Source organism: Serratia sp. PAMC26656, from assembly GCF_016469055.2.
GTDB classification, from domain to species: Bacteria; Pseudomonadota; Gammaproteobacteria; order Enterobacterales; family Enterobacteriaceae; genus Serratia; species Serratia plymuthica.
Genome location: NZ_CP150486.1, coordinates 3,958,510 through 3,981,297, shown reverse-complemented (window position 1 = coordinate 3,981,297; position 22,788 = coordinate 3,958,510). Strand labels below are relative to the sequence as shown.

Here is a 22,788-nt window from a genome sequence, read left to right as displayed (position 1 = left end):
ATAAAAAATCAATGGGTTACTGAATCCATATGAAATTCCTATTCTTGTGCTAATTTGATTATCAGGCGTATTTCGTTTGGAATATGCCTCGCTGAAGGGCTGAAAAGTGTAACCTGCACGTTACACCCTTCGTTAAAACCTGAGTTATCCCCGATTACAGAGATAAGTTTTACCGTCACAAATGCGCTTGATAATTATTCTCATTTGCATAAAATAACCCTTAGTTTATCAGACGTAAGGGTTCAGGGTATGCCAAACAGTCGCGTGGTTGAGAACACCCGTCGCCCGTCCAGAAAAATCAAACTGTCGCTGATGGGGCCCGCATTTATCGCGGCCATCGGTTATATCGATCCCGGCAACTTCGCCACCAATATCCAGTCTGGCGCCTCTTTGGGTTACAGCCTGCTGTGGGTCGTGGTCTGGGCCAACGTCATGGCGATGCTTATCCAGTTGCTGTCCGCCAAACTCGGTATCGCCACGGGCAAAAACCTGGCGGAACACATCCGCGATCGCTTTCCACGCCCGGCCGTATGGGCTTATTGGGTGCAGGCGGAAATCATTGCGATGGCCACTGACCTGGCGGAGTTTATCGGCGCGGCGATAGGTTTCAAGCTGCTGTTGGGCGTTACGCTGCTTGAGGGCGCCATCCTGACGGGTATCGCCACTTTTCTGATCCTGATGTTGCAAAAACGCGGCCAAAAACCGCTGGAGATGGCGATCGGCGGGCTGCTGCTGTTTGTTGCCGCTGCCTATATGGTGGAACTGGCGTTTTCCCAACCGCAGCTTGGCCCGCTGTTAAAAGGCATGGCGATCCCGGATCTGCCGAATGGCGATGCGGTATATCTGGCCGCCGGTGTGCTGGGGGCTACCATCATGCCACACGTGATTTATCTGCATTCGTCGCTAACCCAGGCTGCCGGCGAGAATTCAAAGGCGGATCGGTATGCGTCCACCAAGGTCGATGTCGCCATCGCCATGACCATCGCCGGTTTTGTTAACCTGGCAATGATGGCAACCGCCGCTGCGACCTTCCACTTCAATGGGCACAGCGGTGTGGCCGATCTTGATCTGGCCTATCTGACACTGCAGCCGGTGCTGGGCCCGGCGGCGGCGACGCTCTTCGGGCTGAGCCTGGTGGCCGCCGGTGTGTCCTCCACCGTCGTGGGGACGCTGGCAGGGCAGGTGGTGATGCAGGGATTCGTACGCTTTTACATTCCGCTGTGGGTGCGCCGGGTGGTCACTATGCTGCCGTCGTTTATCGTCATTATGCTGGGGATGGATGCCACGCGCATTCTGGTGTTGAGCCAGGTGCTGCTGAGCTTCGGCATTGCGTTGGCGCTGGTGCCGCTGCTCGCCTTTACCGGTAACCGGGAACTGATGGGGGAGATGGTGAACAGCCGGAGCATACAGACGCTGGGTAAACTGATTGTGTTGGTGGTCGTCGGCCTGAACGGCTATCTGCTGGTCAGCAGTGTGCTGTGATCGAAAAGGCCAGCGTTACGCTGGCCTTTTGGCATCAATCATCGTCGTGATGGCGACGACCGCGATCGTCATCATGGTGATTTTTTTTCCAATGATGTTTTTCGTGGTGCTTGTAGTAATGCTTATCGAATTTGCGATAGCGGCCATCATGATAGTAATAATTTTTGCGCCAGTAATCGTTATCGCGCCAGCGATAACCATCCCAGTAATAGCCCCGGCGGCTGCGATCGCCCAGGTAGCGGCCCTGATGGCCTTGCCACCAGTCGCGGTCGCGCCAGTCGTAGCCGTCCCAATAACGGCCGCGATTATCTTCCTCGCCAATGCGCAGCGATACGCCCGGCATCAGATTGATACTGAGGCCTTCTGCATGCGCCTGCTGGATGGCAGGTACCGTCGACGCCACCAATAAGGCGGCCAATAACAGAGGTTTAAACATGGCTTCTCCTTTCCGCCGCAGCGGGTTGGCCGGTTAATGAAGCGCGTTCATCATTAACCGGCCTTATAATTTTTTTACTGCAATATCGGTATATTAGCGCCTGCGGATAGGGTTGAATCTTAGTGGGATTCTGAAAAGCGGCGATGAGATGAGGATTTAAGATTTGTCTGGCACTGCGGAGGTTATCGCCGGCCATGCGCCCGGCGATAATTGTAAGCGATTACATTAATATCCGTTCGATTTGGGCGATTTCGTCGCTGCTGAAAGTGCGGTTAGCCAGCATGCCGACGGCATCTTCAATCTGGCTGGTCTTGCTGGCGCCAATCAGCACCGAAGTCACGCGATCGCCGCGCAATACCCAGGCCAGCGCCATCTGCGACAGCTTCTGCCCACGCTGTTGCGCCAGGGTATTAAGCTGGCGCACCTTTTCCAGTTTTGCGTCGGTGAGCTGATCGGGTTGCAGGAACTGGCTGCCGCTGGCGACACGTGAATCTTGCGGAATGCCGTGCAGGTAACGATCGGTCAGCAGGCCGCCGGCCAGCGGGGAGAATGCAATGGAACCGACGCCATGTTCTTCGAGCGTATCCAGCAACTCCGGTTCAACCCAGCGCTCGAACAGGGAGTATTTCGGCTGATGGATCACGCAAGGCGTGCCGAGCCGGTGCAGAATCTCGAATGCCTGGCGCGCGCGGTCGGCCGGGTAGTTGGACAGCCCAACGTACAGCGCCTTGCCCTGGCGTACCAGCAGATCCAGCGCGCCCATGGTTTCCTCCAGCGGCGTATCCGGATCCGGGCGGTGGTGATAGAAAATATCCACATATTCCAGCCCCATGCGTTGCAGGCTTTGGTCCAGGCTGGCGACCAGATACTTCTTCGAACCCCAGTCGCCGTAAGGGCCTGGCCACATGGTATAACCGGCTTTCGAGGCGATGATCAGCTCATCGCGCCAGGGTTTCAGATCTGCACTGAGGATGCGGCCAAAGTTCTCCTCGGCGGAACCGGGTGGCGGTCCATAGTTATTGGCCAGATCGAAGTGGGTGATGCCGCGATCTAACGCGCAATGAATCAGTTTGCGCGCATTGTCATACAAGGTGGTGTCGCCAAAGTTGTGCCATAAGCCGAGCGAAACCGCGGGCAATTTCAGCCCGCTGCGTCCGCAGCGGCGATATTCCATATTTTGATAACGCGAAGAATCAGCCTGGTAAAGCATACAAACCCTTTTCGGCAGAGGTGAGAGTGAGTTTTAGTGTATGCGTTTTCACTCTCGCTGTCAGAGCCCGCGATCACGCTAAATCACCGTCAATTTTTTAAATACGGCCCATCAAGCGGGTAAATGCTCGTGGCGAGTGCGGAGATGTAACGCAGGGTTTCCATCCGCTTTTTAAATACAATACTCGACATTTTTACAACATATTTGATACTTAAAACTAACAATTGTAACCTTTGGCAGGTGATGATCATGAGTAAAAGCTATACGGTGGCCGATTACCTACTCGATCGTTTAGCCCAGATCGGCATCCGGCACTTCTTTGGTGTGCCCGGAGACTACAACCTGCAGTTTCTCGATCACGTGATTGCTCACCCGCAGATCACCTGGGTGGGGTGTGCCAACGAACTCAATGCCGCCTATGCCGCGGACGGTTATGCCCGCTGCAAACCGGCAGCCGCTTTACTGACCACCTTTGGCGTGGGCGAACTGAGCGCGGTAAATGGTATTGCCGGCAGCTATGCCGAATATTTGCCGGTGATCCACGTGGTTGGGGCACCGGCGCTGCGCGCGCAGCGGGCCGGCGATTTACTGCACCACTCACTGGGGGACGGGGATTTTGGCCACTTTGCCCGCATGGCCAAAGAAGTGACCGTCGCCCAGACCAGCCTCACCGCCGCCAACGCCGAGGCGGAAATAGATCGCCTGCTGACCACCGCGCTGTTTGAACGCCGCCCGGTTTACCTGATGTTGCCGAGCGACGTGGCGGAGGCGCCGCTGGCGTCACGGCCGGCGCCGCTGATGCTGCGACAGGCCCATCTTTCACAGGCATCGTTGCAGGCGTTTATCGCCGCAGCGCGGGAAATGCTGCTGCCAGCACGGCGGGTTTCTCTGTTGGCCGATTTCCTGGCTGAACGTTTTGGCGCCGAAAGGGTGCTGGAACAGTGGATGAATGAGGTAGACATGCCGCATTCGACGCTGCTGCTCGGCAAGAGCGTATTGGATGAAACCCATGCCTGCTTTACCGGCACTTATGCCGGTGCGGCCAGCGATCCGCAGGTGAAGCAGTTGATTGAGAATGCCGATGCGGTGATTACCGTCGGCGTGCGCTTTACCGATACCATTACCGCCGGCTTTAGCCATCACTTGCCGGCGGAGAAGTGTATCGATATTCAACCCTTTGAGGCGAGGGTCGGACAGCAGGTGTTCAGCCAGATCCCGATGCGTGATGCGGTGAAAGCGTTGCACCAGCTGACACTGTCGTTGGCGAAACAATGGCAGTTGCCGGTGATCAAACGGCCGGTATTACCGGAGCCGAACGGCAGTGGTTTGGACCAGCATGGCTTCTGGCAACAGATACAGGACTTCTTGCGGCCGGGCGACATTGTGATCGCCGAGCAAGGCACCGCCTGTTTTGGCGCTGCGGCGTTGAGCCTGCCGCAGGGTTGCCGGTTTATCGTTCAGTCGCTGTGGGGGTCTATCGGTTACACCTTGCCGGCGGCGTTTGGCGCGCAGACGGCGGAGCCGGCTCGCCGGGTGGTGTTACTGATCGGTGACGGATCGGCACAACTCACTGCGCAGGAGATTGGCTCGATGCTGCGCGACGGGCTGAAACCGGTGATTTTCCTGCTGAATAATGAGGGGTATACCGTCGAACGGGCGATTCATGGGCCGGAGCAGCGCTACAACGACATCGCCCAGTGGAACTGGACGCAACTGCCGCAGGCGCTGGCCGGCGAGCATCAGGTGAAAACGCTGCGGGTCACCGAACCGGAGCAACTACGCCAGGCATTGCGCGAAGTGGGCGATAGTCAGCAGTTGGCCTTCGTGGAAGTGGTGCTGCCGAAGATGGACATTCCCGAATTGCTGGATACCGTTTCGCGCGCCATTCAATCACGCAACGCGGCGGCCTGATCTTTCGCGCTTTCCAGCAAGCGCTCCAGCAACCAGTACCCCGCCGGCCCCGGCGGGGACAACTTCGACCACACCGCATCCACGGAAATCAGCTTCGGCCAACCGCGCGGCTTCAGCTCGGCTAATTTGTCGTGGCCGTACTGTTTCACCAGCCAGTTTGGCAACGCGGCCCAGCCAAAACCTTGTTCCGCCATTTCCAGCAGCATCAGATAGCTCGGCGCGGACCATACCAACCCCTGGGGCCGTGCCGCGCTTGCGCCAGTGTAGGTATTCAAATACAGCTGGCGCGTGCTGGATAACTGCTCATGCGTTGGCGAGGCCGTTTGCGCCAGCGGGTGCGAGCGGGCGACGAACAGCCCCATTTCAGTTTGCTCCGGCAGCCGTGCGAAGGCGATATCCGGCGGATAACTGGGCTGAACCTCTACCATGCCAAGGTGAGCACGCCCGCTTTGCAGCAGATCGAGCACGTCCCCGTCCTCGGCAATCATGCATTCGAGTTCAATATCCTGATAGCGCCGCTCAAAGTGCAGCATCAACCTGTCGTGGTGATTCGGCTGGTAGGTATCGGAAAATACGATGGTTAACCGGGGTTCTGTCTTGTCCGCCAGGCGGATGCTCAGCGCGTCAAGCCGTTCGCTGGCGGCGAGGATCTCCTGCACATGGCCGAGCACTTTACGGCCGGCGGCGGTCAAGACTGGCTGCCGTGCCTGGCGATCGAACAATTGCAAGCCGAGATCCGCCTCCAGGTTAGCGATGGCGGTGCTGATGGTCGATTGGCTTTTACGCAGCTTGCGCGCGGCGGCAGAAAAAGAACCCAGGGCAGCGGCTTCGACAAATGCCTGCAGGGCTTCAGGTGAATAGCGCATGATGTATCTACTTTATCGATGGAACCTATTTTTAATCTACCCAAAAAATCGATGATAATCACCTGGCTTTAGTTGGGGGCGAATAAATCAGCTCCGATTAATGCGGGGCGGCTTGCCGCTCCCCGACAGATTCATAGGGTAAAAAAACAGGTGATGTATGCAACTGCAAAACAAGTCTTTCGTTGAACGTATCGTCCATGCCGTCGGTTTTGAAGCCATTGCCGTGATGATTTGCGCCCCGCTGGGTGCCTGGTTGCTCAACCGTTCTATGGTACAGATCGGTGCGTTGGCGGTGATGTTGTCGACCGTCGCTATGCTTTGGAACATGATTTATAACACGGTGTTTGACCGCCTGTGGCCGGTGGGCCGTGTGGTGCGTAATCTTAAAGTGCGGGGGTTCCACGCTCTGGGTTTTGAGGCCGGGTTTGTCCTGATCGGCGTGCCGATTGCTGCCTGGATGCTGAATATTTCCTTCGCGCAGGCCTTTATGCTGGAGATCGGTTTCTTCCTGTTCTTCCTGCCGTACACCATGATTTATAACTGGGTGTACGACACGCTGCGTCAACGCTGGTTCGAAGCGCGTCAACCGGCCAGTTCCGGCGTGAAATAAGGCATCGTCATCACTGCGATTCTCCGGTAGTGTCGGAGAGATACGGCAACGAGGCGGGGAAAAAACGATGAAAGTGTTGGGTTTGTTGGGCGGTATGAGCTGGGAATCAACCCTCCCTTACTACCGCATGATCAATGAACAGGTGAAGGCGCGTCTTGGTGGCCTGCATTCGGCCAAGATCGTTCTCTACAGCGTCGATTTTCACGAGATTGAACGCCTGCAGCATCAAGGGGATTGGGACGGCGCGGGGCGTCTGCTGGCCGCAGCAGCCGCGTCGTTACGAGCCGCAGGCGCGGAGGCCATCGTCATCTGCACCAACACCATGCACAAGGTGGCGGATGCGGTTGAACAAGCCAGCGGCCTGCCCCTGATTCATATCGCCGACGCCACGGCGTTGCAGGTGCGTCAACAGGGGATCCGCCGCATCGGGCTGCTCGGCACGCGTTTTACCATGGAGCAGGATTTTTATCGCGGGCGGTTGCAAGAGCGGCACGGCATCGAGGTGGTTACGCCCACGGCGGCCGATCGCGATATCGTGCATCGCATTATTTATGAAGAGCTGTGTCTGGGGAAAATCCGCGACGCGTCGCGCGATGAGTATCGCCGCATCATCGCTGATCTGGAACAGCAGGGCGCGCAGGGTATTATTTTCGGCTGTACCGAGATTGGCCTGCTGGTCAGCGCGCAGGATGCTTCGGTGCCGGTGTTCGACACTACCGCTATCCATGCGCGCGCTGCCGCAGAATACGCGCTGGCCTAATCGTCGTGCGGCGGTAGGCGTTTGCCCACCAGCATCAAGGGTTTGCCCGCCAGAACCAGCCAGGCGGGCAGCATCACAATGCACAGCACCGGCAGCAGGTGCAGCTCCGGCACCACCGCGACGGCCATAAACAGGCTGAGCCAGCCGTCACGTGTGACCACCAGTACCAACCCCATAATGGCACAGGAGACGGTGATGGCCGCCGGTACAGCCGGGACGTGCTGATGCAGCATCAGGCCCAACGCCACGCCGACGAACACCGCTGGGAAGATACGCCCACCGCGAAAACCGCTGGCGGCGGCAATCACCAGCGCCGCCAGTTTGGTCAGGGTAATCAGCAGCAGCGCCGTGACCGAGAAGTTCTCCCCTGCAGCCAGCCGCTTCATTTCGTCCAACCCTTTAAATAGCGTGATCTCCCCGCCGATTAGCGCCAGTACACCGAGCGCAAAACCGCCCAGGCCCAGCATCAGCACCGGGTTTTTCAGTGAATGGAACAGGCGATGGAGATGGGGGAAGCTCCACAGCGCTACCATACCCAGCGCGATGGCGATCAGGGCGACGATGGAGCCACTGAAAATATCCGTCAGCCGGGTGGCGGCATAGGCGTCAATTTGCAGCGCGAAGTTCGGTGCGAAAAACAGCTGAGTGGTCACCGCGCCAGCTGCTGCCGCCATCAGCGGGGCAAACAACCGATCCCACAGCGGCACGTCGTTATTGCCGGCCAGCGTTTGCGAAAAGATCAGCGCGGCGGCAACCGGGGTGCCAAACAGCGCGCCGATGGTGCCGGCGGCGGCGAGAATAATCCAGTCCATGCGCGGCACTCTCGGCAACAGCCGTGAACCTACAGCGACTACCAGCGCAATATTGATGGCAGTAATGGGGTTTTCCGGCCCCAGGCTCACGCCGCCCGCCAGACCAATGATTAACGCCAGCCCGAGGCCGGGCACGGCAGAAAGCGGCAACGGCATGCCGATCAGCGATTCGGTAGCCGGATCCGGCCCCGCATGGCCTGGCATATAACGGATAATCAGCCCGACGGCGATACCGGCCAGCGTCAGAATGCTGAGTAGCCACCAGGGCGAGTGGGTATCGATATTCAAGGCTGCGGGAATGTTCACCCAAAGCAGCCGTTGCAGCGCGTCGGCGAACTTCATCACCAGAATAAGCACCAGGCTTGAGGCTGAACCGATAACGAGAGCGGGCAGGGCGAAAGCCAACATAGTATTGGCGCGCGGGTGCAGCATGCAAGGATCCCTTGTGAATGGCCCCCTGAGCGGCAGGGAGAATGGGTGATTGGGTTGTGCCCCGCTTGCCAGACAAAAAGGGACGTCGGCACGTAAAGCAATGGCCGACAGGCAAAGGGCGCCAGCTGATTAATAGTGCCTCTCTGTTATGACGGTTAACAGCCGCCACGGCACGTTTTTTTGCCGCAATTTGTTTCAAACTGCGGCATAACCGCCAAGCTGAAACGTTTTTTGTGATCTGGATCGCTAATGGATGGCAGCGCGAAGGATGGTGATTGTTGTTTTTGCAGCGGGATTTTACAGTGTGGGCAGCTTTCAATTATTCATTTTGCGGAGAAGATACTGATGACCTATGCCCTCGTAGGTGATGTTGGCGGGACGAATGCCCGCCTGGCGTTGTGCACTGTGGCGACGGGTGAAATTACCCAGGCAAAAACCTATTCCGGCCTGGAGTTTGACAGCCTGGAGGCGGTGATCCGCCACTATCTGAAGGAGCAGGATATTCAGGTGCAGGACGCCTGCATCGCGATTGCCTGCCCGGTCACCGAAGATTGGGTGGCGATGACCAACCACACCTGGGCGTTCTCGATCAAAGAGATGCAAGCCAACCTGGGGCTTAGCCATCTGGAAGTGATCAACGACTTTACCGCCGTCTCGATGGCGATCCCGATGTTGACGCCAGACGATGTGTTGCAGTTCGGCGGCGGCAGCGCGCAGAAAGACAGGCCGATTGCGGTGTACGGCGCAGGCACCGGCCTGGGGGTGGCGCACCTGGTGCACGTTAACCGCCGCTGGGTGAGCTTGCCGGGGGAAGGCGGCCACGTTGATTTTGCGCCGAACAGCGAAGAGGAAGATAGCATTCTTGAGGTGCTGCGGGCAGAAGTGGGGCACGTCTCCGCCGAGCGCGTGTTGTCCGGCCCGGGGTTGGTCAATCTCTACCGCGCTATCGTCAAGTCCGATCAACGCCTGCCGGAAAAGCTCGAGCCAAAGGACATCACCGAGCGCGCGCTGGCCGACAGCTGCATTGACTGCCGCCGTGCCTTGTCGCTGTTCTGCGTTATTTTAGGGCGCTTTGGCGGCAACCTGGCGTTGAATCTCGGCACTTTCGGCGGCGTTTACATCGCCGGCGGCATCGTGCCGCGCTTTATGGAGTTCTTCAAGGCATCCGGTTTCCGCGCGGCGTTTGAAGATAAAGGGCGTTTCAAGGATTATGTGCATGATATCCCGGTCTTTATGATTACCCATGCACAACCGGGCTTGTTGGGCGCCGGTGCCCATCTGCGCCAGACGTTGGGTATGCATTTGTAACCTGCATCAGCGATAAAAAAAGGGGCGCAACCCGTCGGATTGCGCCCCTTTTTGCTATTTAAAAATCAGGCTTTGACCATGTCTGCCGGCTCGCGGCTGTCTTCTTCCTGCTCCACCGCTTTTGGCGCCTTGATGAACAGGGTAATCAGCAGGGAAGCGATGGACAGGACGCCAATGACCATGAAAGTGGCATGGAAACCGCCGAAGTATTTGGCGACGAACGAGCCAGCCAGCGCGCCCAGGCCGAAGCCCTGATAAATGATGCCGTAGTTTTTGCTGTGGTTTTTCAGGCCGAAGAAGTCGCCGACAATCGCCGGGAACACGGTAATGTTGCCACCGAAGCAGAAGGCGACTGCGCCGACGCAGATAAAGAACAGCGTATGGTTCAGGGTGAGGAAGCTCAACGAGACAATCGCCAGCACGGTAACCAGCATGGTGAAGCTGATGACGCGCATGCGGCCTACTTTATCCGACAGCGTACCCAGAATGATGCGGCCTGCGGTGTTGAAAATCGCTACGGCGGAAACGGTGTTGGCGGCGGTGGCTAAATCCATCCCGGCCAGCTGTACGCCCATGTCCTTCACGATGCCAATCAGGTACAGGCCACTCATGCAGGCGGCGAAGAAAATGATGAACAACAGGTAGGCCTCTTTGGTCGCCAGCATCTGGCGCACGCTGAAGTCGTTACCCAAAGTACCGGCCTTTTGCTGAGCGGACTGGCTGGTGAGCACCGGTTCTTTCAACAGCAGAGAACCCAGCACAATCAACGCCATCACAATCGCACCCCAGTAGAAGAAGGCGGCGGACACGCCGACGTCGGCAATCAGCGCGGCGTTAACGTATTTGAACAGCAGGCTGCCGCTGCCGAATGCGCCAACGGAGATGCCGGAGATCAGTCCTTTATTGGCCGGGAACCACTTGATCAGGTTGGACAGGGTGGAGATGTAGGCGATACCCACCGCGAACCCAACCACGACGCCGGCCAACAGATAGATCATATCCAATGAACTGACGTGGGCGCTGGCGATCAGGCCCAGGCCGACCAGGATGCCTGAGCACAGCGTCAGGTTGCGGATGCCGAAGCGTTCCTGCAGCTTGCCGGCGAACAGCGTGGCGAAGGCCAGAAAGAAGCTGGTGATGGAGAAGGTGGTGGCGACGTCACCGAGGCCCCAATGGAATTTGTCGACCAGCGGCTGGTTGAACAGGCTCCAGGTATAGATAGTGCCGAGCCCCATCTGGCAGATGATGGTGCCCAGAACGATTAAGCTGCGATTTGCCGGTTTGGTGTTCATGGCCGGTCTCCTTCTGTGTGTGCGTTGCCGGGCGGTCAGCCGTTGGCGGAAATTTGCGGAGAACCTCAGAGGCCCCGCGGTATGGGCATAGTATAAGGCTGGTAATACCACTCGGCGGCGGATCGGGAATGAGTTGCACGGAGGAAGGAATGAAATGCATCTGGTGGCGCATGAGTTGCCGTTTTAGCGGTTGAAAGGGGATGAAATGCCGCTTGCGCCACGTGATCTACATCAAAGATAGCCCCGATTTATTGTCGGCCAGGTGCCCAGGATTGTGCTCAAATTGTGAAGGAAACGTCTGGAATGGGTAAATGGGCATTATTCCTATAGAGCGGCGATAGCGGGGGGCCTATGTTATCGGTGAACGGACGGGTTCCGCTCTGCAGGAGTCATTAGATGAAAAAAACACTGTTGTTGTTGGCCGCGCTGCTGTCGTTGCCGTTGGTCAGCCAGGCGGACGTATCCATTGGCGTGAACGTTCCGGGTATTTCATTGCACATTGGCGACCGCGACGATCGCGGCCATTACTGGGACGGTGACCGCTGGCGCGATCCGCGCTGGTGGTCTGAACACCGCGTCTATGAGCGTCCACGCGAGTATTACTACGGGCCGCCGCCCCGCGTGATCTATTACGAGGAGCCGCGACACGAATGGCGCGATCGCCCGCATTATCGTCGCATGCCGCCACCTCCACCGCCGCCACCGGGGTATTACTACGGCCCCGGGCCGCGCTGGTAACGCGCGCGGTTATAAACGCATCAATTTGCGGAACTCTTTAACCTTGCTGCGGCTGACCGGCACTTCAAACTCCAGGTCGCTCAGCCGCAGAATATAGGTGTTGTTGAACCAGGGCACGATCTCGCGGATTTTCGACAGATTGACGCAGTAAGACCGGTGGCAGCGGAAGAAATGCTCCTCCGGCAGGCGGCCGTAAAACTCGGTGAGGTTCATCGACATCACGAACTCTTCGCGGCGGGTATAGACCCGCGTCACTTTTTCATCGGCAGCGGCATAATAGATGTCGTTGATATCGGTGACGATAATCCGCTCGTCTTTGATCAGATTAATGCTGTGGCTGCTGCGGTTTGGCGCGCTGGCTTGTTCCGGGGCGTTAGCGGGCCGGTTATGCAGCGCCTCCAGTTTTTGCAACATGGTGACGATGCGCGCTTCGTGATAGGGCTTGAGGATGTAGTCAAACGCTTCGATTTCGAACGCTTCCACCGCATGTTCTTTATAGGCGGTGATGAAAATAATCGAAGGCCGGTGCGCGAACTTGCTGATGTTCTGCGCCAGCAGCACGCCGTCCAGCGACGGAATGTTGATATCGAGAAAAATGGCGTCGACCTGATGATTCTGCAGGTATTTCAGCACGTCCAGCCCGTCGTCGAAGGTGGCTTCGATGACGATGTTGCTGTGCTTTTTGATCAGGTAACTGAGCTCCTCCTGGGCGAGGAATTCGTCTTCAACGATAATGGCTTTCATGATGGCTCCCCGGCCGGCAGTGCGCTGTTTTCCATCTGCAGTTTGCCGCCGTTTTTGCTGATGTAAAAGGCAATTTCGGTGCCCGGCTCCAACCGACGGATGCGTAACCCTTCGCCATACAGCAGCGACACCCGGTGATGCACGTTCAGCAGACCGATATTGTGGCCCGGCATTTCGTTACGCACCACCCGGTCGATGACCTCCTGATTGATGCCGTTACCGGTGTCTTTTACCGAAATCTTGACCCGAGCGCCCTGATCCTTCACCGCAATCACGACCACACCTTTGCCTTTGCACGGCTGAATGCCGTGTACGATGGCGTTTTCTACCAGCGGTTGGATCAGCAGGCTGGGGATACGCACCGAGATATCGTCGTCGATGTCGTAAATTACCGTCAGTTTGGCACCAAATCGTGCCTGTTCGATGGCGATATAATCCTGAATTTGGTGCAGCTCCTTGCGGATATCGATCAGTTCGTCGTTCAGCTCCAGGTTATAGCGCAGGTAGCGTGACAGGTTGATAATCAGCTGGCGTGCGGTGTCCGGATTGATGCGGATCGACGAGGAAATGGCATTCAGGGCATTGAACAGGAAGTGCGGGTTGATCTTGCTCTGCAGCGCGCGCATTTCGGCTTTGTCCGCCATCTGGCGCAGGTGTTCAATGCGCGAGACTTCCATTTGGGTGGAGATAATCTGCGACAGGCCCACCGCCATGACCTTTAGCGTATTGGTGATCTGATGGGCATGGCAGTAGTAAATTTTCAGCGCACCGGTCACTTCGCCTTTTTCCCACAGCGGGATCACCAACTGCGAGTGAATTTGCGGCGTGGCCGGGTTTTCCAGGTTGTTTTTGATGATGATCTTGCCGTGGCGGATGCTTTCGCGGGTCACGCGGCTCAAGCCTTCGCGGCCAATCGGATAAGCCTCTTCCCCCACGCCGACATAGGCCATCACCTGGTGAGTATCGGTGATCGCCACCGCGTCGGCCTTGATGTCCTGGCGGATGATGTCGCAAATGGTCGCCAGGGTTTCGCTGTTGATATTGCGAAAGTAGGGCAGGGTTTTGCGGGCAATATCCAGTGCCAGCTTGGCCTGCCGGGCGGCGATCACCTCTTTTTCGTCTTCCACGCTTTGCACCAGCAGCACAATCAGGCCGATACATACCGTGCCGAGGATCATCGGCAGCGCAATTTTGGAGACGATATCCAGCCCCAACTCGGTCGGCTTGGCCCACAGTACGATCAGCAGCATGGTCAGGGATTCGCACAGCATGCCGCCGAGGATCCCGGCGCGCCAGCGTTGCTCTTTTTTCACTTTAAGATTGATATAACCGGCGCTGATGCCGGCAATGATGCTGGTGATCAGGCAGGGAACGGAGGTGATGCCATCGATATCAATGAGGTAGCGGTGTACCCCGGCGATGATGCCGGTGATGATACCCACCCAGGGGCCGAACAGGATGCCGCCGGCCATAATGGCAATGACCCGCACGTTGACCAGCGAACCTTCGACGTTGATGCCGGAATAGGTACTGAACAGCGCGAACAGCGAGAAGATCGCCGTGACCATGCCCAGTTCAAGCGGCGAGTGGTCCTCTTTTTGCAGCAGTTGGCGGAACAACCGGGTACGGGTGAGGAAGAACAGGCAGATTAACATCAGTGCGGCGCGATCAAACACCGCTAACAGCATTTCAAAAAAAGGGTGCACGACGGGCTCTCGCTGCGGCGGACAGATGCGCAGGAGTATATCACAGCACAGGAGCCCCGTGGCGGCCGGGCGGCGCACCACGGGGTTCCGGGTTATTTAATGCCGAGCTGTTCCTTACCGAGTGGTGTCAGCAGATCGACAGTGGCGCGGCCGTTGAAATCCACTTCGAAATCGTCGGGCGCGAAATCCGGTGGCGTTTTGCCGGCGATAAAACTGGGCAGTTGGCGTTGCAGATAGGCATCGTTTTTCTCGCAGCCCGGCGCGGCGGCGATATACATCACGTTGCTGTCGAACTCGCCGTTATGCTCGTTTTCTACCGCGTGAATCACATCGCAGTGCCAGAACACCGTGTCGCCCGGTTCTAAATCGGGAATAGGGGAAATCCCGCTGATTAAAAGGGGATGCCATTTTTCCGAGATTGACAGCGCGCGTCCTGGGGCGGCATCGCACAAATCGTCTTCGGCGACGTCATCTTGCAATGCGCGCAACAGAACGTAGGCCATGGCGTTGGCTATCGGCACCAGATTCAGCGTGCCGGCATTGGTGCGTTGCGGCGTCAGCGCCGTCCAACCCTGGAAGGTGCGGAACATTGAGCAGACGGCCGGCGAAGCGATTTCGCGCACTTCGGTACGGCCATCGGCGGCGAACGGATCGTAAGCTTGCCAGTCGCCGGAGAACACGTGGCGGTAGACATAGCGGAAATTTTCATCCAGCCAGCGTTCAATGGTGCCGCTGTCCACGTGCGGCGACAGGCCCAGAGAAGACGAGTTCGGCGGGCGACGGCGGGTGCGGTCGGCATAGGTGGCGACCCGAGTCGGGTCAAAATGTTGTTTGCCGTTGCTTTCGGTTTCCCACAGGCTGTTGAGAAACACCTGCACGGCGTGCATGCGGGCGTCCTGACGGGCTTCCACCTGCGGTTTTGACCAGTAAATGCCGTAGATTTGCGGTTTGCCGGCGGCCAGTTTGCCGAAATAGTTGTCTTCGGCGGCATTTTTCAGGCGTTCGACAAAGTTGTTGCGCTCAAGATAGCTGCCGATTTCCCGGTTCCAGGCTTCGGCCTTGCTGCGGGGGAACACGCCACGGATAGCGCAGGCGCCGCGCTGTTTGATCAAAGCCTTTTGCTGCTCGCTGACCCGCTGCTGCAAAATATCCTCCGCATCGATTTGCGGCACCGGGTTTTGGCCGGCGGCCAACGCCTGGCGGATTTGTTCGACCTGTTGGCGAATGTGGTCTTCCAGCGCCAGAAACACCTCGCGGTAGTTGGGCAGAGCCTGACGCAGTTGCTGTTTTACGGTTTTAATGGCGGTGGGGATGTCGTCAATGCGTAATGAAGCCATGGTGTTCTCCTCACGCTGCCTGTGGGCAACGATGGACGGTTGTAGAGGACGGAGCAAGACGTTATGGTTTTGTTGTTTTGACGTTAACGATTATCTGGATTTAATAGAGGAAAATAAAGGGATGACTTTCATTCGTAACTTCCTTGTTTTCGTTTTTCGGAGATTAGTGCAATGAAATTGGTCACTGAGCGTTTGACCCTGCAGTCGATAACCACCGACGATTGGCCACTGTTTCTGCGTCTGTATCAGGACCCTGACGTGATTCGCTATATCGCCGATCCTCTGACCGAAGCGGAAATACGCACGCGCTTTGAGACGCGGCTGCCGGCCTGGGACAAGCATGGGGAACAATGGCTGTGCCTGGTGATGCGCGAAAAGGCGAGTGGTGAGGCGGTGGGCATTACGGGTTTTCGTCCGATGTGGCTGCCTTGCCAACAGGCGGAAGTGGGATACGGCATTTTGCCGTTCGGACACGGCAAGGGCTACGGCAAGGAGTCGCTGCGGGCGGTGCTGGATTTTGGCTTTAACGCTTGCGGTTTCCACAAGCTGACGGCTACCGTCACCGCAGGCAATATCGCTTCGCGCCGCTTGCTGGAGTCGTGCGGTTTTCAGCTTGAAGGCACATTGCGCGATAATTTCCGCCTGGCCGGGCAGTGGCACGCGGACTGGATGTTCGGGCTGTTGGCGGCGGAGTTTCAGGCGGAAAAATAAAAATATCGCGGCGGGTATCGACAATCCCGTCGCCGCTGCGATATGTTCGATATCTGACCACAAGCTGGTCAGCGTCGCTCGGACGGTCCGGGCGCTAACGTCTCTTCGAGGAATCTATGGCTGATAACAGTCCACAACGCCGTTTTACGCGTATTGAACGTCTTCCCCCTTATGTATTCAACATCACCGCCGAACTGAAGATGGCTGCTCGCCGCCGCGGCGAAGATATTATCGATTTCAGCATGGGTAACCCGGACGGCCCGACGCCACCGCACATTGTGGAAAAACTCTGTGCCGTTGCGCAGCGTGACGATACCCACGGCTACTCTACCTCGCGCGGCATCCCGCGTTTGCGCCGCGCCATTTCACGCTGGTACGCCGATCGCTACCAGGTGGATATTGATCCCGAAAGCGAAGCCATTGTCACCATAGGGTCGAAAGAAGGGCTGGCGCACCTGATGCTGGCGACACTCGATCACGGCGACACCGTGCTGGTGCCGAACCCAAGCTATCCCATCCATATTTACGGTGCGGTGATCGCCGGCGCGCAGGTGCGTTCAGTGCCGCTGGTGGACGGCGTGGATTTCTTTGGTGAGCTGGAGCGCGCCATTCGTGAAACCATCCCGCGGCCAAAAATGATGATCCTCGGTTTCCCTTCCAACCCGACAGCCCAATGCGTTGAGCTGGATTTCTTCGAGCGGGTGGTGGCGCTGGCCAAACAGTACAACGTGCTGGTGATCCACGATCTGGCCTATGCCGACATCGTGTACGACGGCTGGAAAGCGCCGTCGATTATGCAGGTGCCGGGTGCTAAGGACATCGCGGTGGAGTTTTTCACCCTGTCGAAAAGCTACAACATGGCGGGTTGGCGCATCGGTTTTATGGTCGGTAATGCGGAGCTGGTCAGCGCGCTGGCGCGCATCAAGAGCTATCACGATTACGGCACCTTCACTCCGTTGCAGGTGGCGGCTATCGCCGCGCTGGAAGGCGACCAGCAGTGCGTGCGCGATATTGCAGAGCAGTACCGTCAGCGCCGCAATGTGCTGGTGAAAGGACTGCACGAAGCTGGCTGGATGGTCGATAACCCGAAAGCGGCGATGTACGTATGGGCAAAAATACCTGAGCCTTATGCGCATCTCGGCTCGCTGGAGTTCGCCAAACGCCTGTTGGCGGAAGCCAAGGTCTGCGTATCGCCGGGCATTGGTTTTGGTGACTACGGCGACACCCACGTGCGTTTTGCACTGATAGAAAATCAGGATCGCATCCGTCAGGCGGTGCGTGGCATCAAAGCCATGTTCCGTGCCGACGGCTTGATCAAACCGGCCAAGAGCACTCCCCCCGCCGTAAAATAATCGCTTCAGGCCGGCACATTCGCGCCGGCCTTTTTTCTCAACGCTAAGGTTTTCTTCATCATTTCCCCACTATGCTCGACTAATCTTTTTTAATTAATCAGGAAGAGTGTATGGGCAACCGCTACGCGAGATCGCAAATTATTTTACACTGGCTGACGCTGCTGATGGTGATCCTGACCTATGCGGCAATGCTGCTGAAGGATTCGGTGCCGGATGACATGGCGTCACTGGTGAAAAATCTGCATTTTAACTTTGGCCTGGCAGTATTTTTGCTGATGTTTATCCGGCTGGGGCTGCGTCATCGTTATGCCACTCCGGCCACCACGCCGCAGCTGGAAGAATGGCAGGAGTTGGGTGCCAAGATTTTCCACGTGCTGCTCTATGTCATGTTTCTGGCGTTGCCGGTGCTGGGAGTACTGACGCTGGCCTACGGGGGAAAGGAGTGGGTGTTGCTGGGCTGGCAGGTGCCGCAATGGGTCACGCCGGACCCGGCGCTGCGCCGCATTATCAAGAGCACACATGAAACGCTCGCCAATACCGGTTACTTTATCATCGGCGCTCACACGCTGGCGGCGTTGTATCACCATTATCTGCGCAAGGATGACACCTTGCGCCGCATGATGCCGGGCAAATAACCGCATTCAGAAACAACAAAGGGGCGCTTCTGCGCCCCTTTATCTATGTTCCCGTTCATGCTGAGGTTATGCAACCATCAGCATAAAGGTGCCAATCCACGCTACCAGCATGAACGAAACGCCCATAACAAAATATTTCATTGAACAACTCCCGTCTGGAGTCCCTCGCAAGCCAATGATCCCGATTGTTGTGCTGAGTATTTTGTGGATAACCTGCGGTTTATTGGCGGGTTCTTCAATCAGGAAGAACAACGTCCTTGACCACGGATTACCCGGTTGTCGTGCTTCAACGTCCGTGAGGTAAAGCATGAACCACGACAGGATCGGCGCTAATGTACTCCCAATGCCAGCCTGATTACAATACTGTGTTTTTGATCACACTTTTTGGCGGTTTTTTGCTCAGCCCTGACTGTTTTTAAACGAGTTTTATTTACGTTTTTAGCGGGGCAAAAAAGAGGAATAGCCCGCTGGTGCGGGCTTTATAATTATGTTTGCTGTGATGTTATGAAAAGGGATCAGGCGACGGCGTTGGCACCCGTCAGCAGGATAGCCCAGAAGACAAGGCACGACAGCAGAATAACGGTCCAGATATTACGGCGACTCCACTCCATTTTTAGCCTTCACTTTTTGCTCTTGGTGATTCGGTAACGAACACATCGGCAAAAAAGGGAGAATATTTAGTCTCCGGCGATAATATTTTTCTTACTGTTGCCGAATTTCTGCTACCGAGACCCGCACCTCATATCCCAGCAGGTAAAGAGCCTGTTCCAGCGCTTCCACTTTTGAGGCATAGGCTACGTCCAGCAGACGATCCATTTGGCCGCCGTTAAAGCCCAGTTTGCGTGCCAGATCGGCTTTGGACGTGGCGCCGGCCAGCATGATGTTATGCAACTCGAGCTTCAGTTTGACCAGCACAGGTACGTGGATTTCCAGGTCTTCCGGCTGGGCGCGGGAGGGCGGCGGCACCGGGCGACCTTCTTCCATTTCCGTGGCGATGGCGATCAGCAGGCTTTCCTGGGCTTCCAGTTCGATATCTTCACGTTTATAGCAGGCGGCCTGCTGTTCAGGAAAATCGCGAAAATGAATCTGCCAGGCGTCGCTTTCGTTATCAAAGGCGTAATGGGCGGGGTAGTGGCAAGACATGATGTTTCCTGTATGGCGCGTGGATTATGCGGCATTGTGACCGCTTGGCCTGCAGATAGCCAGTACCGGGTTTCGCTAGCCGGCCGGCTCGGGTTTACCTGCCCGGCGGGCAGATGGCAGCACCAGCGCGCACAGGACACCAATCAGGCTGATGACGATCAGCCAGCGTTCAACCGGGCCGGGGTGGTAGTTATTCACCACGCTGAGCGCATACAGCGCTAACGCCAGCGGCCAACCGGGCGTGCCGACGTCATTGAGTCGGAATGCGGTGCGGGCGACAAACCACAGCGTCAGGCCGATCCAACACAGCGACCACAGCATGATGCACAGCAGGTAGACAAACACCGAAAAAAACGCGGCGATGTCGCTGTGCGCATAGGCGCGGAACAGGTTTTTATCCAGATAGGGGGACAGGAATGACAGCAATGTCAGGCCGGTGGCGAAAATAACCAGGGAGAAAACATAGTTTTTACGCGTAATGCGGCGTTTAAAGACGTTTCTAGCGATCTGTCCGAGGGAGTCCAAAGTCACATTCCGTTGTAGCAGTCAGCGCTGGCCGGGTCGTCAGCCAAGGGGGGCGTATTTTAGTGGCATTCGACGGTGAGTCAATATGATAATCTTTCTCATTTAGTTAAGGTTTAGGATCCTGCCTTCCTACCCTAAGTGGTTTTGGTTTTCTGTGCGATTTATCACGATTTGCAAGATTTTAGCTTCCGGTACTGAGATGAGCGGCATAATCCAGTTTGTTCGCACCGGACAATGGATTAACATAACGCTCACTTATCACTGGCCTGGCTTATATGGATATCCGATGCGTCATTTAGTTGCCCTTCTTCCTCTGCTTACCTTACTTGCAGCCTGTAGCAGCGGGCCGAAGCCTATCCCAGCAGCTCCTCAGGCTAACGCCATAAAAGGCGGTTTCCTGCTGACGCCGGCGCATAGCGGCCAGCCGTTGGGCGGTGATTTTGCCAATAATCCAAACACTGCCCGCTTTATCGATAAAATGGTGCAGGAACACGGATTCGATCGTCAGCAATTGCATGACGTGCTGGCCCAGGCAAAACGGCTGGATTCGGTGCTGCGGTTGATGGATCGCCAGGCGCCGACCCCCACCACCACTCAGGCGCCGTCCGTGCCGAACGGATCCTGGTTGCGCTATCGCAACAAGTTCATTACGCCGGATAACGTGCAAAACGGCGTGCAGTTCTGGAATCAGTATCAGGAAGCCCTGCAGCGCGCCCAGCAGGTATACGGCGTGCCGCCGGAGATCATTGTCGGCATTATCGGCGTTGAGACCCGCTGGGGCCGCGTGATGGGGAAAACCCGCATTATCGATGCCTTGTCCACGCTGGCCTTCGACTATCCGCGCCGCGCCGATTACTTTGCCGGCGAGCTGGAAACTTTCCTGTTGATGTCGCGCGCCGAAGGGGATGACCCGTTGGATCTGCGCGGCTCCTTTGCCGGCGCCATGGGCTACGGCCAGTTTATGCCTTCTTCGTTCAAGAGCTACGCGGTTGATTTCAACGGTGATGGCCACATCAACCTGTGGGATCCAGTGGATGCGATCGGCAGCGTCGCCAACTACTTTAAAGAACATGGCTGGAACAGTGGCGAGGCCGTGGCGGTACCGGCCAGCGGCCAGGCGCCCGGGTTGGATAACGGTTTTAAAACTCGCTACTCGCTTGACACTCTCGCGGCGGCCGGGCTGACCCCGCAAGGCTCGCTTGGCACTGAGCAGGAAGCCAGCCTGCTGCGGCTGGATATGGGTACCAGCTACCAATACTGGTACGGGTTGCCGAACTTCTACGCCATTACCCGTTACAACCACAGCACCCATTACGCCATGGCGGTGTGGCAGTTGGGCGAAGCGGTGGGCCGTTCGGCACGCGGCGGGTTCTGATGCGCTGATAACAATGAAAAAGGCCGTGAAAACGGCCTTTTTTACGGCTATACCGATCAGAAATCGTAGCGCAGACGCACCAGCGTCATATCACCGAGATTATCGGTGCTTGAAGTCAGCACGTGTTCCACATCGACACGGAAACCGTAATCAAACTGCACCGTAACGCCCAGGCCGTTATCGATACGCTGATAGTTGCGGCCGCTCACATACTCCAGACGATCGCCCATAAAGTACGGCATCACGGATTTCACCGCGTATTGGCCCACCGGCACGGTATAACCGGCCAGATACTCAATGCCCCAGGCGTCGCCGGCGAAGTAGTTGTCAACGTCGGCTTTTTTGGTGGTCAGGAAGTTGTTGTACCAGCCGCCGCCAAAGGTCAGGGTCCAGCTGTCAGGCTTCCAGCTCAGCGCGGTGCCCACAATGTTCTGATCATAGTCTTTCGAGCCGCTGGTGGAAGGGTTACGCATTTCGGCGCGGGTATAGTTCCACGCGGTGCCCCAGGTCAGATCCGGCGTCAGGTGGTAATCCACGCCCAGCGAGCCGCCGCCTTTGCGCTTGTAGCGCAGGCCGTTGCCCGGCAGATAGTCGTTATCGCTGAACAGGTAAGAGGCGTAAACGTCCGCATCGCCAAAGGTATTTTTATACTTCAGCATTTTGCGCGAACGGTAAGAGCCGTCGTAGTCACCGTTGATGCCGTTGCCCGGAGCCTGGGCCAGCATGTCGTAATCCCAGATATCGGTTTTGGCGCCCACTACGTCGTAGTACACGCTATTTTGCTGGCCAAAGGTCAGTTGCCCCCAGGTTTTGCTTTTCAGGCCGGTGTACAGCATGCGGCGGCTGGTGTTATTGGCGCCGTCGGCATAGTGGTGATCCCAGTCGAACAGCGCAGGGATATTCACCCCCAGCTCGTAGTAGCTGATCCAACTGATGTCGTCGAACAGGTAGTAGTCCGCGGCAAAGCGGAAACGGGTGCCACCGTCGAAGCCGTTGCGTTTATAGGAGCCTTTATCGCCATCGCCGGTCATGTTGTTGAACTGCGGGCGGATGCTGCCGCCGACGGTAAAGTTGAGGCGGCTCAGCGGATCGCCCGCCTGAGGATCCTGTTTGAGAAGGGTGATTTCAGCTTGGGCAGCGAAAGAGGTGGTGCCCATCACCAGCCCCAAAGCGACCGCCTGAGTCAATGCGCGCAATGTGAAAGTCATGTGTTTTTATCCCTGTTATTGATTGCCAACATCACCGACGCACCGGCATCGGTGATTTGTTCAGGTTTTTTCTGAGCGTTTTCATTGTTTTTTGGCGTGGTTGAAGCGAAGCGCATATGTAACACGATGTGCGTCACAAAAAGTTACTTTTCTTGCTAATTATTTGATTGGATATTAATCGTTGGCGGGAGAGGG

22 protein-coding genes are annotated in these 22,788 nt (G+C 56.8%); 10 read left to right on the top strand and 12 right to left on the bottom strand.

Annotation, left to right across the window (positions count from 1 at the left end; translation table 11 throughout):
* Window positions 1-249 precede the first annotated feature (249 nt).
* Window positions 250-1,482 (top strand): Nramp family divalent metal transporter, encoded by a 1,233-nt coding sequence (locus JEM67_RS19765; protein WP_199636146.1) that lies wholly within the window; start codon window positions 250-252, stop codon window positions 1,480-1,482.
* Between the two features lie 34 nt (window positions 1,483-1,516).
* Here JEM67_RS19765 and JEM67_RS19760 read toward each other — a convergent pair whose 3' ends face one another.
* Window positions 1,517-1,918 (bottom strand): DUF2502 domain-containing protein, encoded by a 402-nt coding sequence (locus JEM67_RS19760; RefSeq protein ID WP_013813979.1) that lies wholly within the window; start codon window positions 1,916-1,918, stop codon window positions 1,517-1,519.
* A gap of 220 nt (window positions 1,919-2,138) precedes the next feature.
* A complete protein-coding gene (mgrA, locus tag JEM67_RS19755; RefSeq protein WP_199636147.1) occupies window positions 2,139-3,128 on the bottom strand; it encodes an L-glyceraldehyde 3-phosphate reductase in 990 nt (329 codons plus the stop codon).
* Between the two features lie 249 nt (window positions 3,129-3,377).
* Here mgrA and JEM67_RS19750 point away from each other — a divergent pair, with 249 nt between their 5' ends.
* Window positions 3,378-5,039: an alpha-keto acid decarboxylase family protein gene (locus tag JEM67_RS19750; RefSeq protein WP_199636148.1), complete on the top strand. Its 1,662-nt coding sequence runs from the start codon at window positions 3,378-3,380 to the stop codon at window positions 5,037-5,039.
* Here the strand turns inward: JEM67_RS19750 and JEM67_RS19745 are convergent.
* Window positions 5,015-5,905, bottom strand: a complete 891-nt coding sequence (locus JEM67_RS19745; RefSeq protein ID WP_199636149.1) for a LysR family transcriptional regulator — start codon at window positions 5,903-5,905, stop codon at window positions 5,015-5,017. The genes JEM67_RS19750 and JEM67_RS19745 overlap by 25 nt on opposite strands.
* 157 nt (window positions 5,906-6,062) lie before the next feature.
* Between JEM67_RS19745 and JEM67_RS19740 the strand changes: the two genes are divergently transcribed.
* On the top strand, window positions 6,063-6,515 hold the full coding sequence (locus JEM67_RS19740; RefSeq protein WP_199636150.1) for a multidrug/biocide efflux PACE transporter: 453 nt from the start codon (window positions 6,063-6,065) through the stop codon (window positions 6,513-6,515).
* 67 nt (window positions 6,516-6,582) lie between these two features.
* Window positions 6,583-7,275 (top strand): aspartate/glutamate racemase family protein, encoded by a 693-nt coding sequence (locus JEM67_RS19735; RefSeq protein ID WP_199636151.1) that lies wholly within the window; start codon window positions 6,583-6,585, stop codon window positions 7,273-7,275.
* Here JEM67_RS19735 and JEM67_RS19730 read toward each other — a convergent pair.
* Window positions 7,272-8,519, bottom strand: coding sequence for an ion channel protein (locus JEM67_RS19730; protein WP_199636152.1), 1,248 nt, complete (start codon window positions 8,517-8,519; stop codon window positions 7,272-7,274). The two genes, JEM67_RS19735 and JEM67_RS19730, sit on opposite strands and share 4 nt — an antisense overlap.
* Before the next feature lie 342 nt (window positions 8,520-8,861).
* Here JEM67_RS19730 and glk point away from each other — a divergent pair, with 342 nt between their 5' ends.
* Window positions 8,862-9,827: a glucokinase gene (glk, locus tag JEM67_RS19725; RefSeq protein WP_143760067.1), complete on the top strand. Its 966-nt coding sequence runs from the start codon at window positions 8,862-8,864 to the stop codon at window positions 9,825-9,827.
* A 65-nt stretch (window positions 9,828-9,892) separates the two neighbouring features.
* Here the strand turns inward: glk and JEM67_RS19720 are convergent, their stop codons facing one another.
* Window positions 9,893-11,119 carry an L-lactate MFS transporter gene (locus JEM67_RS19720; RefSeq protein ID WP_199636153.1) on the bottom strand — a complete coding sequence of 409 codons (1,227 nt, stop codon included), beginning with the start codon at window positions 11,117-11,119 and terminating at the stop codon, window positions 9,893-9,895.
* A gap of 396 nt (window positions 11,120-11,515) precedes the next feature.
* Between JEM67_RS19720 and JEM67_RS19715 the strand changes: the two genes are divergently transcribed.
* Window positions 11,516-11,857, top strand: coding sequence for a DUF2502 domain-containing protein (locus JEM67_RS19715; RefSeq protein ID WP_006327015.1), 342 nt, complete (start codon window positions 11,516-11,518; stop codon window positions 11,855-11,857).
* A gap of 9 nt (window positions 11,858-11,866) precedes the next feature.
* Here the strand turns inward: JEM67_RS19715 and JEM67_RS19710 are convergent, their stop codons facing one another.
* The 3 genes from JEM67_RS19710 to JEM67_RS19700 form a co-directional block, all read right to left on the bottom strand.
* Complete coding sequence (locus tag JEM67_RS19710; RefSeq protein ID WP_013813970.1) at window positions 11,867-12,601, bottom strand: LytR/AlgR family response regulator transcription factor; 735 nt, start codon at window positions 12,599-12,601, stop codon at window positions 11,867-11,869.
* Window positions 12,598-14,289: a sensor histidine kinase gene (locus tag JEM67_RS19705; protein WP_233527712.1), complete on the bottom strand. Its 1,692-nt coding sequence runs from the start codon at window positions 14,287-14,289 to the stop codon at window positions 12,598-12,600. The genes JEM67_RS19710 and JEM67_RS19705 overlap by 4 nt, the downstream gene beginning before the upstream one ends.
* Before the next feature lie 110 nt (window positions 14,290-14,399).
* On the bottom strand, window positions 14,400-15,644 hold the full coding sequence (locus JEM67_RS19700) for a DUF1479 domain-containing protein (RefSeq protein ID WP_199636155.1): 1,245 nt from the start codon (window positions 15,642-15,644) through the stop codon (window positions 14,400-14,402).
* Between the two features lie 171 nt (window positions 15,645-15,815).
* Between JEM67_RS19700 and JEM67_RS19695 the strand changes: the two genes are divergently transcribed.
* The 3 genes from JEM67_RS19695 (at window position 15,816) to JEM67_RS19685 (ending at window position 18,342) form a co-directional block, all read left to right on the top strand.
* Window positions 15,816-16,355, top strand: coding sequence for a GNAT family N-acetyltransferase (locus JEM67_RS19695; protein ID WP_199636156.1), 540 nt, complete (start codon window positions 15,816-15,818; stop codon window positions 16,353-16,355).
* Between the two features lie 116 nt (window positions 16,356-16,471).
* Window positions 16,472-17,707 (top strand): alanine transaminase, encoded by a 1,236-nt coding sequence (gene alaC / locus JEM67_RS19690; protein WP_199636157.1) that lies wholly within the window; start codon window positions 16,472-16,474, stop codon window positions 17,705-17,707.
* Between the two features lie 110 nt (window positions 17,708-17,817).
* A complete protein-coding gene (locus tag JEM67_RS19685) occupies window positions 17,818-18,342 on the top strand; it encodes a cytochrome b (RefSeq protein WP_199636158.1) in 525 nt (174 codons plus the stop codon).
* Window positions 18,343-18,408: 66 nt separating this feature from the next.
* Here the strand turns inward: JEM67_RS19685 and ypdK are convergent, their stop codons facing one another.
* From ypdK to JEM67_RS19670, 3 genes are all read right to left on the bottom strand, one after another.
* Window positions 18,409-18,483 carry a membrane protein YpdK gene (ypdK, locus tag JEM67_RS19680; protein ID WP_086012885.1) on the bottom strand — a complete coding sequence of 25 codons (75 nt, stop codon included), beginning with the start codon at window positions 18,481-18,483 and terminating at the stop codon, window positions 18,409-18,411.
* Window positions 18,484-19,044: 561 nt separating this feature from the next.
* Window positions 19,045-19,485: a hypothetical protein gene (locus JEM67_RS19675; RefSeq protein ID WP_199636159.1), complete on the bottom strand. Its 441-nt coding sequence runs from the start codon at window positions 19,483-19,485 to the stop codon at window positions 19,045-19,047.
* A gap of 75 nt (window positions 19,486-19,560) precedes the next feature.
* Window positions 19,561-20,010, bottom strand: coding sequence for a DUF805 domain-containing protein (locus JEM67_RS19670; RefSeq protein WP_199636160.1), 450 nt, complete (start codon window positions 20,008-20,010; stop codon window positions 19,561-19,563).
* Between the two features lie 286 nt (window positions 20,011-20,296).
* Here JEM67_RS19670 and mltB point away from each other — a divergent pair, with 286 nt between their 5' ends.
* Entirely contained in the window at window positions 20,297-21,385 is a 1,089-nt protein-coding gene (gene mltB / locus JEM67_RS19665; RefSeq protein ID WP_199636161.1) for a lytic murein transglycosylase B, read from the top strand.
* A 56-nt stretch (window positions 21,386-21,441) separates the two neighbouring features.
* Here mltB and JEM67_RS19660 read toward each other — a convergent pair whose 3' ends face one another.
* Window positions 21,442-22,593, bottom strand: a complete 1,152-nt coding sequence (locus JEM67_RS19660; protein ID WP_199636162.1) for a porin — start codon at window positions 22,591-22,593, stop codon at window positions 21,442-21,444.
* Window positions 22,594-22,788: the final 195 nt, after the last annotated feature.

What these genes read in the sequence shown, in the direction of transcription:
- JEM67_RS19715 (WP_006327015.1), top strand. Translation starts at nt 11,516, where the DNA reads ATGAAAAAAACACTGTTGTTGTTGGCCGCGCTGCTGTCGTTGCCGTTG.
- JEM67_RS19740 (WP_199636150.1), top strand. Translation starts at nt 6,063, where the DNA reads ATGCAACTGCAAAACAAGTCTTTCGTTGAACGTATCGTCCATGCCGTC.
- JEM67_RS19730 (WP_199636152.1), bottom strand. Translation starts at nt 8,519, where the DNA reads ATGCTGCACCCGCGCGCCAATACTATGTTGGCTTTCGCCCTGCCCGCT.
- JEM67_RS19765 (WP_199636146.1), top strand. Translation starts at nt 250, where the DNA reads ATGCCAAACAGTCGCGTGGTTGAGAACACCCGTCGCCCGTCCAGAAAA.
- JEM67_RS19750 (WP_199636148.1), top strand. Translation starts at nt 3,378, where the DNA reads ATGAGTAAAAGCTATACGGTGGCCGATTACCTACTCGATCGTTTAGCC.
- JEM67_RS19685 (WP_199636158.1), top strand. Translation starts at nt 17,818, where the DNA reads ATGGGCAACCGCTACGCGAGATCGCAAATTATTTTACACTGGCTGACG.
- JEM67_RS19720 (WP_199636153.1), bottom strand. Translation starts at nt 11,119, where the DNA reads ATGAACACCAAACCGGCAAATCGCAGCTTAATCGTTCTGGGCACCATC.
- JEM67_RS19695 (WP_199636156.1), top strand. Translation starts at nt 15,816, where the DNA reads ATGAAATTGGTCACTGAGCGTTTGACCCTGCAGTCGATAACCACCGAC.
- JEM67_RS19760 (WP_013813979.1), bottom strand. Translation starts at nt 1,918, where the DNA reads ATGTTTAAACCTCTGTTATTGGCCGCCTTATTGGTGGCGTCGACGGTA.
- mltB (WP_199636161.1), top strand. Translation starts at nt 20,297, where the DNA reads ATGCGTCATTTAGTTGCCCTTCTTCCTCTGCTTACCTTACTTGCAGCC.
- JEM67_RS19675 (WP_199636159.1), bottom strand. Translation starts at nt 19,485, where the DNA reads ATGTCTTGCCACTACCCCGCCCATTACGCCTTTGATAACGAAAGCGAC.
- JEM67_RS19705 (WP_233527712.1), bottom strand. Translation starts at nt 14,289, where the DNA reads ATGCTGTTAGCGGTGTTTGATCGCGCCGCACTGATGTTAATCTGCCTG.
- JEM67_RS19660 (WP_199636162.1), bottom strand. Translation starts at nt 22,593, where the DNA reads ATGACTTTCACATTGCGCGCATTGACTCAGGCGGTCGCTTTGGGGCTG.
- alaC (WP_199636157.1), top strand. Translation starts at nt 16,472, where the DNA reads ATGGCTGATAACAGTCCACAACGCCGTTTTACGCGTATTGAACGTCTT.
- JEM67_RS19745 (WP_199636149.1), bottom strand. Translation starts at nt 5,905, where the DNA reads ATGCGCTATTCACCTGAAGCCCTGCAGGCATTTGTCGAAGCCGCTGCC.
- JEM67_RS19700 (WP_199636155.1), bottom strand. Translation starts at nt 15,644, where the DNA reads ATGGCTTCATTACGCATTGACGACATCCCCACCGCCATTAAAACCGTA.
- JEM67_RS19735 (WP_199636151.1), top strand. Translation starts at nt 6,583, where the DNA reads ATGAAAGTGTTGGGTTTGTTGGGCGGTATGAGCTGGGAATCAACCCTC.
- JEM67_RS19710 (WP_013813970.1), bottom strand. Translation starts at nt 12,601, where the DNA reads ATGAAAGCCATTATCGTTGAAGACGAATTCCTCGCCCAGGAGGAGCTC.
- mgrA (WP_199636147.1), bottom strand. Translation starts at nt 3,128, where the DNA reads ATGCTTTACCAGGCTGATTCTTCGCGTTATCAAAATATGGAATATCGC.